Genomic DNA, 18,960 nt, shown 5'->3' with positions numbered 1-18,960 from the left:
TTGGAACACTACGACCAGGCCAGGAGTCCACGGATGCTGCAAGCCTCAACGCTGGCCGTCCTGATCGCCCCGATCATCGCCGCCGGCGTGTTTTTGGCCGGCTGCGGGACGGCGTCCCTGCCAGCGCCGGGCACGGGCAACCCGGCCACGCCCCGCCCCGCTGCCCTGGCACCGGCCGCAGGGCCCGGCGAGGCCGTTGCCGCAGGCTCGCCCGTGGGAAGGGACCTCATCGCGGCGGACCCGGCAGGCCTTCCGGCCGGATCCCTCTTCCGGAACCCCGCGAACGGACGGGACGAAGTGATCATCGACAATATCGACCGAACGGCCCTGCTGATCGGCGATTCGCAGTCCGAACCGGAGGCAAGCTGGCCGCGCCGGGCCTTGACCGGGCTGGGTTACGGGGTCTTCTTCTGCGGCAAGGGCGGCACCGGCTTCGTTGCCTCCAACGGCACCACGGGAAACTACGTCGACGCCCTGCAGCGGGGCGACTGGCACCTGCCCTATGGCTTTCCTCCGCTCGTGGTCATTGAAGGCGGCGGCAACGACGCCAAGCAGGGCGCCGCTGACCGGGAGATCGTCGCGAATGCGGAGAGCCTGATCACCACACTCAAGCAGCGGTATCCGGGAGCAAAACTCGCCATGGTCGGCACGCTGGCCAAAGGTGCCGGCAACGGCGGCGGGAGGCGCACCGAAGTGGACGCGTTGCTGGGGAAAGTGGCGGCTGCCCATCGCATTCCGTTCGTCGGTGTCGGTGATTGGCTGACCCGCTACGGCCTGGAGGCCTCGCTTGCGGACAAGGTCCACATGAACGACGACGGCCACCGCGCCTTGGGGACGCTGCTGGGCAGCCGGCTCGCGGCCCTCGGGCTCGGCCCCGGCTAGGAGCGGAGAATCCTGGCGCGGAGAAGCCCATGCGGACGACAAAGGAGCCGGTGCGCACCTTCGGGTGGGCACCGGCTCCTTTAATGCGCATACTCTTGCTGCGGGACGGCGCCTAGGCCGTGGCCACCTCGGGAGGAAGCATAAGGTGGGCGCCGGGAATCGCGTTGAGCAAGGCCTTGGTGTAGTCCTGCCGCGGCGAATCGAATACATCATCCGTTGACCCGGTCTCCACCAGTTTGCCCTTCTCCATGACACACACGTGGTCGGCTATCTGCCGGACCACCGCCAGGTCGTGGGTGATGAACAGGTAGGTAAGGCCGAGGTTGGACTGCAGGTCCGCGAGCAGGTTCAGCACCTGCGCCTGGACCAGCACGTCGAGTGCGGAAACAGCCTCGTCGCAGATGATCACCTCCGGGTCCAGCGCAAGTGCGCGTGCGATGGCCACGCGCTGGCGCTGGCCGCCGGAGAGTTCATTCGGGTAGCGCTGCATGGCGGACTGGGGAAGCGCCACCTGGTCCAGCAGTTCGCGCACCTTCTTCTCGCGGCTGGCCTTGTTCCCCACTTTGTGGGTGCGCAGCGGCTCCTCGATGGTCCGGAAGATGTTGTACATCGGGTCCAGCGAGCCGTACGGGTCCTGGAAAATCGGCTGCACCCTGCGGCGGAAAGCGAACAGCTGCCTGCTGTTGAGCGTGGAAGTGTCAACGCCGTCGAAGACGATTTTCCCCGACGTAGGCGCCAGCAGGTTCAGCACCATCTGCGCCACCGTCGACTTGCCGGAGCCCGACTCCCCCACGATGGCTGTCGTCGTGCCGCGCTTGACGCTGAACGAGACGTTGTCCACCGCGGTGAAATCTGTCGACCTTCCGAGTGCGCCGCGGAGCTTGAAGACCTTGGTCAGGTCTTCAATCTTCAGGACGTCCTCGGGCAGCGCTTCCTCCACGACAACGGGTTCCGTCGGCGCCAGCAGGTCCGTGGATTCGACTCCCTGTTCCTTCGCCACCTGGATACGGCGGGAAGCCAGGGAGGGGGCGGACGAGACGAGCCGCTGCGTGTAGGGATGCCGGGGGTTTCGCAGCAGTTCCAGGGACGGGCCAGCTTCAACCACCTGGCCGCGGTACATGACCACCACTTTGTCTGCCCGTTCGGCCGCGAGGCCCAGGTCGTGGGTGATCAGCAGCACGGCAGTGCCGAGCTCGGTGGTCATCGTGTCGAGGTGATCCAGGATCTGCCGCTGAACGGTGACGTCCAGGGCCGACGTCGGCTCGTCGGCAATCAGCAGCCGGGGCTGGCATGAGAGGCCAATGGCGATCAGCGCACGCTGCCGCATGCCGCCGGAGAATTCGTGCGGATACTGCTTGGCGCGCCGCGCCGCATCCGGCAATCCTGCCTGGGAAAGCACCTCGGCAACATCGTCGGGGCCGCTGGGCAGCCCGTTCGCCTTGAGCGTCTCGCGGACCTGGAACCCGATCTTCCACACCGGGTTGAGGTTGGACATCGGATCCTGCGGCACCATGCCAATGTGGCTGCCGCGGAGTTCGATCATCCGCTTTTCGCTGGCGTTCGAAATGTCCTCGCCGTCGAAAAGGATCTGGCCGCCGGCCACCCGGCCGTTGGTGGGAAGAAGGCCGATCGCGGCCAGCGCCGTCGTGGATTTTCCCGAACCTGATTCGCCCACGATGGCGACCGTTTCGCCGGGCATGATGGTCAGGTGCGCATTACGCACGGCATTGACGTCGCCGTGGCTGGTGCGGAAGTTGATTGCCAGGTCTTTGATTTCAAGAAGCGGACGCTCGACGTCGGACCCTTGTTCCCGAAACTGGACAGCGGAGCTCATGGCGTCTCCTTTCATCGCTTGCGCGCTTTCGGATCGAGGGCATCACGCAGGGCGTCGCCCAGCATGATGAAACTCAGGACGGTGATGGACAGCGCAATGGCCGGGTAGATCAGGGGCATCGGGTTGGACCTCAGGGAGGCCTGCGCCGACTGGATGTCGTTGCCCCAGGACATCACGCTGGGCGGCAGCCCGATTCCCAGAAACGACAGCGTCGATTCGGCAACAATGAAGGTGCCGAGGGATATGGTGGCCACGACGATGATCGGCGCCAACGAGTTAGGCATGACGTGGCGCATGAGCGAGCCGAACTTTGAGACGCCCAGGGAGCGCGCGGCCGTCACGAAGTCCGCGTTGCGGACCTCTATCACGGCGCCGCGGGTAATGCGGGCGATCTGCGGCCAGCCGAAGGTGACCAGGATCAACACGAGCGTCCAGGCCGTGCGGTTGGCACGGAACACAGGCAGCTGCATCATCACGATGGCGCCGAGGATCAGCGGCAACGCGAAGAAGATGTCGTTGATGCGGGCCAGGATGGCATCCACCCAGCCGCCGTAGTATCCGGCGAGGGCTCCCGTGATGCCGCCGATCATGAGGACGCCAAGGGTGGTGAAGAGGCCCACAGTCACCGAGGAACGCGTGCCGAAGATGACGCGCGCGTACACGTCGCAGCCCAGCTGGGTGAAGCCCAGCGGGTGTCCGGTCGCCGGTCCGGCGTCGGAGTTGGCCAGCTGGCACGCTTCTGAGGCCGGGTCGATGCCGGAAAAGAGCCAGGGGAAGAGTGACACGGCGACGACGACGAGGATCAGGAATGCGGAGATCAGGAAGAGCGGCTGCCTGCGCAGGTTCTTCCAGGCCTCTCCCCAAAGGCTCAGCGGGGCCTGGTCTTCCTGGACCTTGTCGGTTGCTTGCAGCGGTGTCTCGGAAAAGTCGGCAACGAAGTGTTCGACGTGCCGCCTCGCCGGCGCCGCAGTGCGCAGGTCTGGGGTCATGTTCTCAGGCGTCATAGCGGATCCTTGGGTCAAGCCAGGCGTACAGCAGGTCTACAAGCAGGTTGGATACGACATAGATCAGCACCAGCACGGTGACGATCGAGACGACCGTGGGGCCTTCACCCTGTGTGACGGCGCGGTAGAGCCGGTTGCCGACACCCGGCACGTTGAAGATGCCCTCGGTGACGATGGCTCCGCCCATCAGGGCGCCCAGGTCCGCGCCGAGGAAGGTGATGACCGGGATCAGCGAGTTACGGAGGATGTGCACGCGGACCACGCGGAAACGGGACAGGCCCTTGGCAGTGGCGGTGCGTACGTAGTCGGCGTTCATGTTTTCGATGACGCTGGTCCGGGTGAGGCGCAGGACATAGGCGAAGGAGCCCAGCCCGAGGACGATCGCCGGCAGGATTAGATCCTGGACCGTGGCGGCCGAACTGACGGTCGGTTTGGCCCAGCCGAGCTGGACGCCGATGGTGAACTGCAGCAGGAAGCCGAGCACGAAGATCGGGATGCCGATCACGATCAGGGATGCGATCAGGACGGTCGCGTCGAAGAACTTGCCCTTGCGGAGTCCCGCGATCAGGCCGAAGATGATGCCGAAGACGGCTTCGAAGATCAGCGCCATGACGGCCAGCCGGGCCGTCACTGGGAAGACCTCGCCCAGCACTGCGGCGATCGGTCGTCCGGAGAAGTCCTGGCCCAGGTCGAAGGTGAAGATCCCCTTGAGGTACAGCAGGTATTGGATCCAGAACGGCTGGTCAAGGTGGTACTGCGCGCGGAGCTGGGCAGCCACGGCCTCATTGACGGGCTTGTCGCCGAACAGTGCCACGATGGGGTCGCCAGGCAGGCTGAAGACCAGGAAATACACCAGCAGCGTGGCGCCCAAGAATACCGGAATCAGCTGCAGGAAACGCTTGAGGATGTAAGTCGCCATCAGCGAAGGACACCCCCGTCAGCAGGCATCCTGTCCAAGGATGCGGCGGAGTTGTTCATCAAAGAACCTTTTCACTATGGGTGCAGCCGACGCCGGTGCGGTCACGGCGGGCCGGCTGCGAAGTGCACCGGGCGAAGCGGGTGCTGAGAAATTGGGTGGAAGCAAAACAACGGCGGAGGCCCCAATCCAGGCAGCCCCCGCCGTCGTTTTAGTAGTTACTTGCCAGTGATGTTGTAGTAGAGCGGAACACCGTTCCACGCGTAGTCAACATTGGTGACCTGGTCGCTCCAGCCACCCTGGGAGACCTGGTACCACAGCGGGATGGCCGGAAGGTCCTGCAGGAGGATCTCCTGGGCCTTGTTCATCGCCGTGTTGCCCTCGCTGACCGAGGAGGCTTTCAGGCCATCGGAGACGGCCTTGTCGAACGCCGGGTTTGCGTATTCGGCGTCGTTGGAGCCTGCACCGGTCTTGTAGATCGGGCCGAGGAAGTTGTACAGCGACGGGTAGTCCGCCTGCCAGCCGGCGCGGATGGAGCCGGTCAGCGTCTTGGCGGTGGCGTCGTTGCGGGCTTCCTTGAACGTCGCATACGGCTTGCCTTCAACCTTGATGCCGAGGTTGTTCTTCAGCTGGTTGACGACTGCTTCAACCCAGGCCTTGTGGCCGCCCTTGTCGGCGTTGTAGGCAATGGTGAACGTCTTGTTGGCGTCCCACTTCTGGATGGCGTCGGCCTTGGCCCAGAGGTCCTTGGCCTTGGCGGCGTCGAACTTCAGGTTTTCCGAACCCGGGATGCTGTCGCTGTAGCCGTCCAGCACGGGAGCGGTGAAGTCCATGGCCGGCTTGCGCGCACCGTTGAAGATCACCTTGGTGATCTCGTCGCGGTTCATGGCCATGGAGATGGCCTGGCGGCGCAGCTTGCCCGCTTCGCCGCTCCACTCGGGCAGGTATTCCGGGATGGCGATCGTCTGGTTGCCGGCGTACGGCTTCTCGATGGTCCGCTCGCCCAGGTCGGATTTGAAGTTCTTGAGCGCGCTCGTGGGGATCGTCTGCAGCACGTCGAGGTTGTTGGACAGCAGGTCCTGGTACGCGGCGTCGTCGTTCTGGAAGATCTTGAAGGTCACGCCGGCGTTCTTGGCCTTGCGGGGACCGTTGTAGTCCGGATTCGGCACAAGCTGGATCTGCACGTTGTGCTGCCAGCCGCCGTCGGCCATCTTGTACGGGCCGTTGCCGACGGGCTTTTCGCCGTAACCCTTCGGGTCCTTCAGTGCGGCGGACGGAACCGGCACGAATGCGGAGTAACCGAGGCGCAGCGGCCAGTCGGATTCCGGCTGCTTCAGCTCAACGGTGAACGTCTGGTCGTCAACGACCTTCAGGCCGGACATAGTGTCTACCTTGGAGCCCTCTGCGCTGGCTTCGTCGTAGCCCTTGATGCTTTCAAAGAACGCACCGCTGAGCTGCGCGTTCTTCGCGGCGGCGCCGAAGTTCCAGGAATCCACGAAGGTCTTGGCGGTGATGACCTCGCCGTTGGTGAACTTCTGGTCCTTCTTGATCTTGATCGTGTAGTGCTGGGCGTCTTTGCCCTCGATCGACTCGGCGAGTTCGTTGACCGATTTGCCGCTGGGGTCATAGCTGACAAGACCTGCGAACATCATGTCGATGACCTTGCCGCCGCCAACTTCATTGGTGTCGGCCGGCATGAGCGGGCGCTGGGGTTCGGATCCATCGGCAAGAATGACCTTGCTCGAGTTTCCGGCTGCGTTGGAGCTGCCGGAGTTGGATCCGCCGCCGCCGCATCCGGTCAGGGCAAGTGCGGCGATAGCCATCATGCCCAGTGCTTTGGAAGTGCGCGAAAAACGCATTCCGCCTCCTATGTGTTGTGGGAGAGATTCAGGGGATATCTTTTGCATCCCCGCAGTCCAGGCACAGACGTATCGTGTGACGTGGGCTACATGAGGAAGAAGCCTAACCGCAAGTAGTCCAAATAGTGGTACGCCGTTGCCAAACCGTGACCGGGTTCTATCGCTTTAGCGCAGAGACCGCAAGTCACAAGTTACCGTCGAGTACTATACTCCACAAAATGTGGCGCAGGTTACTCCGCCGCCGTGGCGAGCAGCTGCGCCCTCAGCTCGCGCCGTTCGCGCTGCCTTTCCGGATCCGGCAGCGGTACGGCCGCCAGCAGCCTCTGTGTGTAGGGCTCCTGGGGGCTCCTGAGGATCTGGTCGCGCGTCCCCTGCTCCACGATGCGACCGCGCTGCATGACGCAGATCCTGTCCGCCAGGACGTCCACCACGGCAAGGTCATGCGTGACGAAGAGGCAGGCGAAGCCGAGCTCGCGCTGCAGGTTCTGGAAAAGCTCCAGGACCTTCGCCTGCACGGACACGTCCAGTGCCGACGTTGGCTCATCTGCCACCATGAGCTTGGGTTTCAGCGAGAGGGCGCGGGCAATACCCACGCGCTGTTTCTGCCCGCCGGAGAGCTCATGCGGATACCGGTTGCGGTAGTCGCGGGGAAGCTCAACCTGGTCTAGCAGCGCCTCGATGCGCTTCTGCAGGTCAGGACCCTTCGCCACCCCGGCGAGATACATAGGTTCGCCGATGCTTTCCCCGATGGGCAGGCGCGGGTTCAGGGACGAAGACGGATCCTGAAAGACCATCCCGATGTGGCGCCGCACCTGGTGCAGTTGCTTGCCGTTTTTCTTGGCCGCGGAAATATCCTGGCCCACCACGTGCATCTTGCCGGCGGCCACAGGCAGCAGCCCCACGGCTGCGCGCCCAATGGTGGTTTTTCCGGACCCTGACTCCCCAACGAGCCCCACGACCTGGCCGGGGTAGATGGTCAGGTTGGCACCCTCCACCGCCCGGAAGGCGGGCACGCGCCCCTGCTTGGGGTACTCGATGGCGACGTCCGTCAGTTCGAGGACCGGTTCGCCGGAGGCCCTGGCCGCCTCGGCAGCGGCCAAGGCCGCGGCATTCTCGCGCTCCCGGCGGGCCAGCTCCTCGCGGTCCACCGATTCAAGTTCGGCGTGCGTGGCGGCAGCCAGCGCGGCCGTCACGTCCACCTCCCCCTCTGAACCGGCGCCGCCCTGTCCGAGGTGGGGCACGGCGGCAAGCAGCGCCTGCGTGTAGGGGTGCTGAGGGTTGTGGAAGATCTGGTCGGCGGTGCCGGTCTCGACGATCAGCCCGCGGCGCATCACTGCGATCCGGTCGGCGAGGTCAGCGACGACGCCCATGTCGTGGGTGATTAGGACGATTGCACTATCGAGCTTGTTCCGCAGGTTCCTCATCAGGTCAAGGATTTCGGCCTGGACTGTCACGTCGAGGGCCGTCGTGGGTTCGTCCGCAATCAGCAGTTTGGGATCGCAGGAGAGCGACTGGGCGATCATGGCGCGTTGCCTTTGCCCGCCTGAGAGCTGGTGGGGGTATGACTTGAACGCCTTCTCGGGATCCGGGAGTTCCACGAGGTCCAGCATGCGCAGCGCGCGTTCCCGGGCCTCCCCGGGTGACACTTCGTTGTGCAGGCGCACAGTTTCGACAATTTGGGCGCCCACCGTGTAGACCGGGTTCAGGGCGGTCATGGGCTCCTGGAAAATGACGGCCACGTCCTTGCCGCGGACACTGCGAATGTTGGAGGCGTCGCCGCCGAGCAACTCCTTACCCGAGAGCTTGACACTGCCGGAGACCCGGCTGTTGCTGGGAAGCAGGCCCAGCAACGCCATGGAACTGGCACTCTTTCCCGAACCTGATTCACCGACGATCGCCAGGACCTCGCCGGCCCGGACTTCGTAGTTAAGTCCGACGGCGGCCGGAACCCACTTCTTGTCCACGCCGAAGTCGACGCTCAGGTCGCGCACCTCAAGGACGACAGCACCTATATTCTCGGGGCCGGTGAGGGCAGGGCCGTGGCTGATGTAGTCAGACATGTTGGGGTTTTCCTTCCACCCGGGCCAGCGGAGCAGCTGAAATTAGTGCTGCGGCTCGGAATCCTGAATTATTGGGGGCATGAGCACTGCGCCGCACGCCGAAAATGCTGTGATCTTCAAAGCCCGCACCAACAAATGGTTCGCCGGGCTTGCCTGGCTTGTGGCCGGCGTCGGGCTCGTCGGCACAGCAGTGACGGGCGGGGCCGGGTCGATGCTCGGCACCGGCCCGCTGCTCCTTATCGCCTATCTTGGCTGGCTGTTGTTTTGGCGGCCGTCCGTGGTGGTCCACGACGCCGGCGTCCGGCTCGAGAACCCCTTCCGGTCCGTCATGGTGCCCTGGGCTGCCCTCGTCCATGTGGATACGAGGTACGCCCTGACCCTGGTCACACCGTCCAGAAGCTACGGTGCCTGGGCAGCGCCCGCTCCCGGCATCTGGGGCGGACGCAACGCCCGCCCGGAAGACCTCCACGGCCTGCCGGGGACCACCTACGGCCCCGGGAATTCCGTCCGGCCAGGTGACCTGAAAAGCACCGACTCCGGGCAGGCGGCACAGCTGGTCCGCACCCGCTGGCAGCAGCTGGTCGAATCCGGGGCCATTGACGCCGGAAACGCTGCGGCCACCCCGGTGTTGATAACCGTCCGCTGGCTGGAGGTGGGCGGCACCGTGCTGCTCCTTGCGTTCAGCATCTGGGGCGTTGCCCTGCTGTAGCCCTGGGCGCTGCGGTAGCACGTCAGGCTCCCCGGTGTTCGCCGGCCGCGTTCCCGCCCACGGTTCCGCCGTCAATGGCCGTCACCGGCGTTTTCTCCGCTGCTGGAGAGCCGCCTGCGGCCCGCGCCTTCTTGGCATTGAACTTCTTCTGGCGCGGATCAAACGCGTCCCGCAGTCCGTCGCCGATGAAGTTGATGCTGAGGCAAATGAGGACGATGAAGAGGCCCGGGAACCAGAACAGCCACGGCCGGGTCGCAAAGGCTTCCTGGTTCTGCGAAATGAGCAGGCCGAGGGAGGTGTCAGGAGACTTGACGCCGACGCCCAGGTAGCTCAGTGCGGTCTCGGTCAGAATCGCCGCGGACATCGTCAGCGTGACGTTGACGATCAGCACTCCCACGGCGTTGGGCAGGATGTGCTTGAAGATGATCCTGGCGTTGCTCGCTCCCGATATCCGCGCGGCGTCAACAAATTCACGCTCCCGCAGGGAGAGGAATTCACCGCGCATGAGCCTTGCCAGCCCCACCCAGCTGATCAGCCCGAGGAAAATGCCGAGTGCCAGGACGCCGTTGGAGCTGGCGAAGGTGGCAAACCAGCTGCCCTCATCCCGCCGGCCCGCGAACTGGGCCATGACCGCCGCGAGGAGCAGTGCAGGGACGATGATGATGACGTCCGTGAGGCGCATGAGGATGGCTTCCATCCAGCCCCTGAAGTAGCCGGACAGGGCGCCGACGACCACGCCGATGAGCCCGGCAATAAGACCGATGACCAGCATGATGGTGATGGACTGCTGGGCCCCGCGCATTGTCATGGCGAACAGGTCGCGGCCGATCCGGTCCTGTCCGAAAGGATGTTCACCCCAGGCCAGAGGCCAAAGCGAAGCTGTTGGCGCACCGTCGTTGACCAGCGGCGAAACGTCCTCGTGGCCGTAGCGCCACCATCCGGGGATCCCTGCATACCCCACGGCGGTGAAGGCCATGATGAAAATGATGGCAAAGACGATGAGGCCCACGATCGCCCCGGAATGGCCGAGGAACCGCTTGCGGACGATCTGTCCCTGGCTTAGTCCTTTGGCCTCGATAACGGGCTCGATGCCGGCAGCCGCCTGCTGTTTCAGGCTGGCCTGCTCCGCCACGATTTCGTCCTGCTGACTCGGCTGGCTCATGCTTTTACCCTTACTCGTGGATCCAGTGCGGAGTAGGCAAGGTCCGCGATGAGGTTGAACACCATGGCCGTGATGGCGACGCAGATAAAGACGCCCATGACCGGGTTGGGGTCAACGTGCAGAATGCCATCGAGGAACAGGAAGCCCATGCCGCGGACGGAGAACACCGTCTCCGTGATCACGGCACCGCCGATGAGCCCGCCAATGTCGAAGGCAACGATCGTGGCGACCGGGATGAGGGCGTTCCGGAACGCGTGGCGCATCACCACGGTCCGTTCAGAAACGCCTTTGGCCCGGGCCGTTCGAATGTAGTCCATGTTCATGATTTCGAGCATGGAGGCTCGGGTGAACCTGGTGTAGCCGGCCAGCGAGATGAGGATGAGCGCCGTGGTGGGCAGGATCAGGTGGGTGAATGAATCGAGCCCAAGTACCCAGAAATCCCCCTCGATGTTCGGGGTGCCGGCACCGATGGTGGCGATGGGGCGTCCCCGCACCCTCCCGTTGTTGAAGTACGCCGGCCACGCCTGCATGAACCGGTCCAGCAGGACGAGAAATCCCAGGAGGACGGACGTAATGGCTGCGGCGCGCATGGATTGGCCGCGGTCATAGCCGCCCACCAAGTAGCCGATCGCCATGCCGACAAGAACGGTGGCGACGGCGAGCAGCACAATCATGAGGAAGGTCGCCTGATTGAGCAGCGGCTGGATGAGGAAGTACGCGACCACGCCCACGCAGACGGCGATGAGTGCGGACTGCAACGCCTTCCGGTTCCTGAGCCCTGCCGTCAACAGGGTCACCGCAAAGGCGAGTCCGACGCCGGCAATGGCGATGACCACAGGCCCGAGCCCTGGAGTCTTAAACCATTGGGTGACCGAGAAGTAGATGAGCACTGCCGTCACGACGGCGAATACGATCCCGCCCGTCAATACCCGCCGCTTCGTGTCCCCACCTGCAACCACCATGGCCACCAGGCCGAACACCACGCCGATGCCTATGGCCAGCGGAAGCGGTATCTGCGGATTCCTGAGGAAGTCGTTGAAGCCGATGGCGCCGAATTCCTTAAGCAGTACGGCGACCCAGAAAATGGGGAGGGAAAAGAACAGGAAGGCCATGAAAGTCACGCCGTAGTCCAACGTGCTGTACTGCCGCAATGCCGTGATGATGCCGAGCGTAATGCCCACGAGGATCGCCAGGACGGCGGCGCCGGTAACCAGCGTGAGTGTCTGCACGAGGGCATGCCCCAACGCATCGGTTATGGGCTGTCCAGCGATGTTCTTGCCGAGATCGCAGGAGCCGGCGAACGGCACGAGGCACTTGGCGGCGCCGCCGAGCCATTTGAAGTACCGCAGCGGAGCCGGGGTGTCCAGATCCAGGAGTGCGGACCTTGAATCCATCAGCTGCTGTTTATTGGGCTGGCTGCTGGCCCGGAACTCTGCAAGCGGATCACCGGACGCCGCGGTCAGCAGATACACCAGGAAGGATGCACCCAGAAGAATGAGTGCCGCGGTGACTAGCCGCCGGACGATGTAGGTCACCATTTTGATAGAACCTCAGTATTCGGGCCCAGGGATTGCCCGGACCGGTCGCAGGTTTGGCCGTGCCCGCCTGTTGTGTTTCGGCAGCGGCACAGGCGGGAGATGTCGCTGCAAGGCGCCGGGACCATGGTGCTTGATCCCGGCGCCTCAGCTACCTTGTTGCGGTTGTGGTCATCGGCTTACTTCTCGGCCCACTCCCAGAAGTTCCACCAGACGCCCGTCTGGTTCGGCATGAACTTCACTCCGGTGATGCGGTCGCTGTAGGCGTCCACTCCAACGGACTGGAACAGAGGAAGGCCGTAGGCAGAGGCCCAGATCTTCTTGTCGACCTGCTTGATGAGGTCGTCCTGCTTGCCCCGGTCGGTCGTCACGATGAGTTCATCCATCAGCTTGTCGGCCTCGGGATCGCTGAACTTGTTGAAGTTGGAACCGTTGCCCGTCCGGAAGATCTGCGGCACGCCGGAGACTCCAACGCCCGGGTTGATCCAACCGAAGATCGTGGCGTCGTAACCGCCCTTGCCCAGCGCCTTACCCCAGTCAGAGGCGCCAAGGCCGCCGTCGACGATCTTGAAGCCCGCCTTGGTTGCCGACTCGCGGATCAGGGAGAAGGCATCCACACGGTTCGGGTTGTCCTTGTTGTACATGATCCGGATTTCCGGAGTCTTGCCGGCGAGGAGCTTCTTGGCTCCGTCAACGTCAGCGTCCTGGTACGCCGAGGCGCCGTTTTCCTTCACGGAGTCTGCGTAGGCAGGCTGGGCCGGAACAAAGAGCTGCGAATCCAGCGGCTTCGCTTCCGGATCAAGCTTCTTTACGATCTTGTCGACGATGTCCTTGCGGGGAACCGTCTTCATGAATGCTTCGCGGACGTTCTTGTCTGCCAGCGGTCCTGAGAAGTTAAGGTCGATGTGGTCGTAGGAGAGCTGGTTGCCCTGCTCTACGGTCACGCCCTGGCTCTCAAGTGCCTTCAGCTGGTCAAGCGTGTCTGCGGAGGCCTGCGGGGCGATGATATCCGCCTCGCCATTTTTCAGTGCCTGTACCTGGGCAGGAGAGGAACCGATGTAGCGGACGGTGATTTCATCGAGCTTGGCTTCGGGGCCCCAGTTGTAGTCCTTGTTCTTGACCATGGTCAGGGACTGGTCCTGGTTGACGCTCTTGACGATGAAGGGACCGTTGGACAGGAACAGGCTCGGATCACTCGGCAGGGTCTTGGAGTCGAATCCGGTGTTCCAGAGATCAGACATTGCCTTAAGCTTGGCGTCGGCAGGCTTCGGGGCCTTGGAGTCGCCGCGCGGCATGCCCTTGAGGAGGTCAATGAACGCCTGGGTGTCCGCCAGGCCGGCTTTCTTCGCCAGCACGTGCGCCGGGATGTCAATCCCGGGTCCGCCAAGTGCGATTTCCCAGTCAGCGAACGGCTTGGAGTACTTGATGGTCATCGAGTGGTTGTTGTCGCCGATTTCCGGGAAGTCCGTGAGGGCGAGGCCGGTGGGGTCACCCGCGTAGGAGAAGTACGACGTTCCGGCTTTCCCATCGGCGTCGGCGTCGTTGTAGTAGCCGGAGAAGGCAGCCCATTGGAGGAGGAGATCCGCTGCCGTGACGGGCGTGCCGTCCGACCATTTGACGCCTTCGTTGATGGTGTACTTGACGGTCAAGGGATCATCGGAGGTCTTTTCCATCTTGCCGAACTTTTCATTGCGGACAACGTTGAGCTTGTTGTCGATGTAGTAAAAGCCCGAGTGGGTGGCGTAGCTGACCTTCGAGTTGATGTCAGTGTTGCCGTCGGCCGTATTGGGGTTGAACGTATTGAACGCATTCACCTCGACCACAGTGGCGGTGCCCCCCTGTTTGCCGGCCGCGTTGCTTGACGGGGTTGTCCCGGTGTTGGTGCTGGCGCAGGCGCTGAGCGCCAGCGCCGCAGCCGCGGCAACGCCTACTGCTTTGGAAATACGACCAAATCGCATTCCGCCTCCTATGTCTCTTTAGTGTGGAAAGGACCGCCGCTGTAGACGCCGGCCAGACCGCCACATCCCCCCAGTGAGCATGTGGCATGTCTCACATGGGAAGTAGCCTAGACCCGAAGGCGGGGGCTGCGGACCGAAAGTTGTCCCTCAGTAAAGGTTGTTATCGAGATGCAACCTAGGCGGAAACTGGAGGTGGCATTCTGCAAGAAACGCTTGACTGCATCGGTGCGGGTGGGTATGCGCGCCAATCACAGCAAAAGCCCCGATCCTAGGGATCAGGGCTCCTACTTGTTAATTCTCAATCACTGAAGAGTGCGTACCGCAACCTCAGACGTTGAAGCGGAACTCGACGACGTCGCCGTCGGCCATGACGTATTCCTTGCCTTCGATGCGGACCTTGCCGCGGGACTTCGCCTCGGCCATGGAACCGGCATCGATGAGGTCCCCGAAGGAAACAACTTCGGCCTTGATGAACCCGCGCTGAAAGTCCGAGTGGATGACGCCGGCCGCCTGCGGCGCGGTGTCGCCCTGGTGGATGGTCCACGCGCGGGTTTCCTTCGGGCCTGCCGTCAGGTACGTCTGCAGCCCGAGGGTGTGGAAGCCCACTCGGGCAAGTTGGTCCAGGCCGGATTCATCCTGCCCGTTCATTTCCAGCATTTCACGCGCTTCCTCCTCATCCAGCTCCACGAGGTCGGACTCGAGCTTGGCGTCGAGGAAGATGCAGTCTGCAGGCGCGACCATGGCGCGGAGCTCTTCCTGCTTCTCGGGGCTGCCCAGGATTCCTTCGTCCGCGTTGAAGACGTAGATGAAAGGCTTGGCCGTCAGGAGGCTGAGTTCCTTGAGGTGCTCCATCTCAAGCTTGTCGCTCTTGACCGAGGAGAAGATGGTGTCGCCGCGTTCCAGCACCACCTGGGCCGCCTTGATGGCGGCCAGCTCCGCGGCCTCGCGCTTCTTGATCTTGACTTCTTTTTCGATCCTGGGGACGGCCTTTTCGATCGTCTGGAGGTCAGCCAGGATCAGCTCGGTGTTGATGGTCTCCATGTCGGAGCGCGGGTCCACCTTGCCGTCGACGTGGATAACGTCGGGGTCGTCGAACACGCGGACGACCTGGGCGATCGCCTCGGCCTCCCGGATGTTGGCGAGGAACTGGTTGCCCAGGCCCTCGCCTTCGGACGCACCTTTGACGATGCCGGCGATGTCAACAAAAGACACCGCGGCCGGCAGCAAACGCTGGGACCCGAAAATCTCCGCGAGCTGCTGAAGCCGGGGGTCGGGCAGGTTCACGACGCCGACATTCGGTTCGATGGTGGCGAACGGATAGTTCGCCGCAAGCACCTGATTACGGGTCAGGGCGTTGAAAAGAGTTGATTTGCCGACGTTGGGCAGTCCGACGATGCCAATAGTAAGAGCCACGGACATTGATTCTACCCGTTACGGCGGCGCCGGCGGCTACCGGCGCCCCGCTGCCGGACGCGCGGGCCTGCGGCAGACACAGTTCAATTGAGGCCTGCGGCCGTGGCGCCGTTGCCTTCGGCAAAAATGTCGCACCTGCATGCCACAGTGAATGCATGGATTCTTTTTCAGTCATTCTGGCCCTCCTGATGCTGCTGCTCGGCGCCCTGGCGGGGGCAGCCTTCGCCTACACGGTCTTGCGCCGCCGGAGCGCCGCGCTTGAAGCGGATTTCGACGGCGTTTCGGCGCGGCTTTCGGAGGTCAGCGCCCACTACGCTGCTGCCGACGCCGAGCGGAAGCTGCTGGCCGTCCAGAACAGGGAGCTGGGCGAATCCCGGCAGCAGGACGGCAGCGTGCTGCGGGCTTTGGCGCCGGTTGCCGAAAAACTGACGGCCGTCCAGCAACAGGTCTCCCTGCTGGAACGGGACAGGCTCGAGCAATATGGGCAGCTGGCACAGCAACTGCAGGAAGCCAGGCTCTCGGACGAACAGCTGATGAGGTCCACGCACGCACTCGAATCGGCGCTGCGTTCCAACAGCGCGCGCGGCCAGTGGGGCGAGGTGCAGTTGCGCCGGGTGGTTGAAGCCGCCGGGATGCTTCGCCACGTCGATTTCCACGAGCAACTCCGCAGCCAGGGTTCTGACTCGTCGGTCCGTCCGGACCTGGTGGTTCAGCTGCCCGGCGACAAGCAGCTCGTGGTGGACGCCAAGGTGCCGCTGTCCGCGTACCTTGAGGCACAGGATCTTGGCCAGCCGGACAGGGACAAGGCTGTGCTGACCCAGTCAACCCAGCAGGCACTCCTGACAGCCCATGCCAAGGCTCTCAAGACCCATGTGGATGCCCTCAGCAACAAGAAGTACTGGGACATATCGGGCAACTCCCCTGAGCTCGTCATTTGCTTCCTGCCGGCGGAGTCAATCCTCGCCGCCGCGCTGTCCGCTGATCCCGGGCTTTTGGACCACGCCCTTTCCAAGAACGTGGTCCTTGCTTCGCCCGGCACGCTCCTGGCCGTACTCAAGTCCGTGGCGTTCACGTGGCGGCAGGACGTCCTGACGGACAGTGCCCGCGAACTGTTCGAACTCGCCCGGCAGCTCTACGAGCGGATGGGGACACTCGGCGACAACGTCAGCAAGCTGGGGTCTTCGCTGAAATCGTCGGTCGACCGTTACAACTCAATGGTGGGCACCCTTGAAGCACGGGTCCTCCCCACGGCGCGGAAACTGAATGCCCTTGACGCGGCCGGGCTTGTGACGCCTCCGGCGGTCCAGGTCACACCCCGCTCCGTTTCCGCTCCCGAACTGCAGGCCACCGACCAGACCGGCCGGGAACTCGAGGAAGCGTCCGAAGACGCCGCGTAGGCAGGCGCCACGTCCGGGAGCCGCCGGGCCGACCGCACTTCCGGACACGGCCCCGTCGGGAAGGTGAGTTAGCGCGAGCGCCTGCCGCCGAGGGCACGGGAGACGTCGCCGGCTTCCTTGAGGGTGGCGCGGAGCTCCTTGGGCAGGGAGAACAGCAGATCCTCCTCTGCGGTGACTACCTCCTCGACAGCGCCGTAGCCGTAGTCGGCCAGGAGGCGGAGGACGTCCTTTACCAGCACCTCCGGCACGGATGCACCGGACGTGACTCCAACGGTGGCGACACCTTCAAACCAGGCCTCATCCACCTCGTTCGCGAAATCCACGCGGTAGGAAGCCTTGGCACCATACTCCAAGGCGACCTCAACCAGCCGCACCGAGTTGGAAGAGTTCGCCGATCCGACGACGATTACCAGATCCGCCTGGGGCGCAATCTTCTTGATGGCCACCTGGCGGTTCGTGGTGGCGTAGCAGATGTCATCACTGGGCGGGTCCTGGAGGGTCGGGAACCGAGCCTTGAGCAGCCTAACAGTTTCCATGGTTTCGTCAACGCTCAGTGTGGTCTGGGAAAGCCAGATCACCTTTTCCGGGTCCCGGACGGTCACCTTGTCCACTTCGTGCGGGCCGTTGATGATTTGGATGTGCTCCGGGGCTTCGCCGGCGGTTCCCTCGACTTCCTCGTGGCCGTCGTGGCCGATGAGGAGGATGTCGAAGTCGTCTTTCGCGAAGCGGACCGCTTCCTTGTGGACCTTGGTCACCAGGGGGCACGTGGCGTCGATGGTGCGCAGACCGCGCTCCTCAGCAGACTGGACCACGGCCGGGGACACGCCGTGGGCTGAGAAGATCACCAGGGCGCCCTCGGGCACCTCATCGGTTTCATCGACGAAAATGGCGCCCTGTTCTTCAAGGGAACTGACCACGTGCACGTTGTGGACGATTTGCTTGCGGACGTATACAGGGGGCCCGTAGTGTTCCAGAGCCTTCTCAACGGCGATCACGGCGCGGTCCACACCGGCGCAGTATCCGCGCGGAGCCGCCAGCAGAACCCTCTTGGTGCCGGTAACCGGCGCGGCTGCCAGAACTTCCTCCGGCGGACGCCGCCTGCGCGGGACGGTTGGCATCGAAAGGGAGACTGCTGAGGAGGTCATTTCTCCATGCTACCGGGTGCGGGACTTCGCCCCGGGTGCGCGGCCGCTACTGTAAATCGGCCGCTCCGGTAAATCGGTCGGTCCGGCGATTCAGCCGGTCCGTCACGCCGGGGGTGATCACGGCGAGAGGTGCTCAGCCCTTGCGGGCGCGGGCGCCGATGATCCCGGCCACGAGTCCTGCTGCCAGAAGCGCGGCTCCGGTGATCGCGGCAGCGAGGATCCAGGACCCGAAGCCAGCCGTCGATGCTGCCACGAACTCCCGCTTGAACAGGTCCGCCACTTCGTTTCCGCTTGCAGTGCCCACGACGGCGTCCGAGGCCCAGCTTGACCCCAGGTTCCACAGCCCGGCAAGCGCAAGCGCTCCGATACCGATTCCTGCCAGCACTTTCCAGCGGCGCCGGGCAACAAGGAGGGCCAGGAGGAACGCGATTCCTGCCCCGATGGCCAGACTGTAACCGACCGGGGCGTACACGGCGACCCGTTCGATAAGCTGCCGCTGGTTGGACTGGCCGATGTTTACGAGGGTCTGGGCCGGCGCCTCCAGCGGAACCCCCGCCTTGGCCGAGACCTGTTTCGTCACCAGGGCCACGAGTGGCGCCACATCCAGGGTGACGGAAGTCGCGGAGTCGGCGTCGGGCGGAAGGGTGGCTGGGGCTGCAAAGTTGAGGCGGTGGCTCTTTCGCAGCGTCTCTTCCCAGGCTGCAGGGTATCCCGGCAGTCCCGTGAGAGACGCGGCAGCCGATTCCAGCACCGGCCGGACGAGCTCTGACAGGGGTCCGGGGATGCTGCCCGCCGTGTCGATACTCGCCACGGCTGCAGTTGCAAGGCGCTTCTGAAAAGTCGGATCCTTACCCAAGGGGGCGGCCAGTGCCGCAAATCCGTCCTCCTGCACGATATTGCGGTCCACCCAGATGGCCGGGACAGCAATCGCTGACAGCAGCAGGCCAAGGATGACGGCCAAGGCCGAAACAAAAGAGCGCAAGGGGGTTCCTAGCTGGTCGGGGTTCCTGGCTGGCAGTTGGGACACTGCCATCCTAGGGGCGTCGCCGCATGTTCAAAAAATGTCGGCAACCGGTGATAAAGCTA

14 protein-coding genes are annotated in these 18,960 nt (G+C 63.8%); 3 read left to right on the top strand and 11 right to left on the bottom strand.

Annotated elements, in window-relative coordinates; translation table 11 throughout:
* Positions 1 to 33 precede the first annotated feature (33 nt).
* Positions 34 to 882, top strand: a complete 849-nt coding sequence (locus tag AC1D14_RS00420) for an SGNH/GDSL hydrolase family protein (RefSeq protein WP_476967920.1) — start codon at positions 34 to 36, stop codon at positions 880 to 882.
* A 112-nt stretch (positions 883 to 994) separates the two neighbouring features.
* Here AC1D14_RS00420 and AC1D14_RS00415 read toward each other — a convergent pair whose 3' ends face one another.
* The 5 genes from AC1D14_RS00415 to AC1D14_RS00395 form a co-directional block, all read right to left on the bottom strand.
* Positions 995 to 2,716: a dipeptide ABC transporter ATP-binding protein gene (locus tag AC1D14_RS00415; RefSeq protein ID WP_476967919.1), complete on the bottom strand. Its 1,722-nt coding sequence runs from the start codon at positions 2,714 to 2,716 to the stop codon at positions 995 to 997.
* A gap of 11 nt (positions 2,717 to 2,727) precedes the next feature.
* Positions 2,728 to 3,720, bottom strand: coding sequence for an ABC transporter permease (locus AC1D14_RS00410; protein WP_230118677.1), 993 nt, complete (start codon positions 3,718 to 3,720; stop codon positions 2,728 to 2,730).
* Positions 3,710 to 4,639 carry an ABC transporter permease gene (locus AC1D14_RS00405; protein ID WP_230118676.1) on the bottom strand — a complete coding sequence of 310 codons (930 nt, stop codon included), beginning with the start codon at positions 4,637 to 4,639 and terminating at the stop codon, positions 3,710 to 3,712. Before AC1D14_RS00405 ends, AC1D14_RS00410 begins: the two co-directional genes overlap by 11 nt.
* 215 nt (positions 4,640 to 4,854) lie before the next feature.
* Entirely contained in the window at positions 4,855 to 6,495 is a 1,641-nt protein-coding gene (locus AC1D14_RS00400) for a peptide ABC transporter substrate-binding protein (RefSeq protein ID WP_230118675.1), read from the bottom strand.
* A gap of 230 nt (positions 6,496 to 6,725) precedes the next feature.
* Complete coding sequence (locus tag AC1D14_RS00395) at positions 6,726 to 8,555, bottom strand: ABC transporter ATP-binding protein (protein ID WP_230118674.1); 1,830 nt, start codon at positions 8,553 to 8,555, stop codon at positions 6,726 to 6,728.
* 79 nt (positions 8,556 to 8,634) lie between these two features.
* Between AC1D14_RS00395 and AC1D14_RS00390 the strand changes: the two genes are divergently transcribed.
* Positions 8,635 to 9,264, top strand: coding sequence for a PH domain-containing protein (locus tag AC1D14_RS00390; protein ID WP_230118673.1), 630 nt, complete (start codon positions 8,635 to 8,637; stop codon positions 9,262 to 9,264).
* A 22-nt stretch (positions 9,265 to 9,286) separates the two neighbouring features.
* Here the strand turns inward: AC1D14_RS00390 and AC1D14_RS00385 are convergent, their stop codons facing one another.
* From AC1D14_RS00385 to ychF, 4 genes are all read right to left on the bottom strand, one after another.
* The gene (locus AC1D14_RS00385) at positions 9,287 to 10,426 is read right to left on the bottom strand and encodes an ABC transporter permease (protein ID WP_230118672.1); all 1,140 of its coding nucleotides are present in this window, start codon (positions 10,424 to 10,426) and stop codon (positions 9,287 to 9,289) included.
* Positions 10,423 to 11,964 (bottom strand): ABC transporter permease subunit, encoded by a 1,542-nt coding sequence (locus tag AC1D14_RS00380; RefSeq protein WP_230118671.1) that lies wholly within the window; start codon positions 11,962 to 11,964, stop codon positions 10,423 to 10,425. Before AC1D14_RS00380 ends, AC1D14_RS00385 begins: the two co-directional genes overlap by 4 nt.
* Before the next feature lie 176 nt (positions 11,965 to 12,140).
* Entirely contained in the window at positions 12,141 to 13,919 is a 1,779-nt protein-coding gene (locus AC1D14_RS00375) for an ABC transporter family substrate-binding protein (RefSeq protein WP_230118670.1), read from the bottom strand.
* A 327-nt stretch (positions 13,920 to 14,246) separates the two neighbouring features.
* Positions 14,247 to 15,332 carry a redox-regulated ATPase YchF gene (gene ychF, locus AC1D14_RS00370; RefSeq protein ID WP_230118669.1) on the bottom strand — a complete coding sequence of 362 codons (1,086 nt, stop codon included), beginning with the start codon at positions 15,330 to 15,332 and terminating at the stop codon, positions 14,247 to 14,249.
* A 155-nt stretch (positions 15,333 to 15,487) separates the two neighbouring features.
* Between ychF and AC1D14_RS00365 the strand changes: the two genes are divergently transcribed.
* Entirely contained in the window at positions 15,488 to 16,729 is a 1,242-nt protein-coding gene (locus AC1D14_RS00365) for a DNA recombination protein RmuC (RefSeq protein WP_476967918.1), read from the top strand.
* Positions 16,730 to 16,797: 68 nt separating this feature from the next.
* Here AC1D14_RS00365 and AC1D14_RS00360 read toward each other — a convergent pair whose 3' ends face one another.
* Positions 16,798 to 17,874 carry a 4-hydroxy-3-methylbut-2-enyl diphosphate reductase gene (locus AC1D14_RS00360; protein ID WP_476880738.1) on the bottom strand — a complete coding sequence of 359 codons (1,077 nt, stop codon included), beginning with the start codon at positions 17,872 to 17,874 and terminating at the stop codon, positions 16,798 to 16,800.
* Between the two features lie 133 nt (positions 17,875 to 18,007).
* Positions 18,008 to 18,856, bottom strand: coding sequence for a hypothetical protein (locus tag AC1D14_RS00355; protein ID WP_476880737.1), 849 nt, complete (start codon positions 18,854 to 18,856; stop codon positions 18,008 to 18,010).
* Positions 18,857 to 18,960 lie beyond the last annotated feature (104 nt).

This window comes from Arthrobacter sp. P1_B11 (assembly GCF_056406715.1).
The sequence above is the reverse complement of the archived record's forward strand: the minus strand, read 5'-3'. Positions and strand labels throughout refer to the sequence as shown.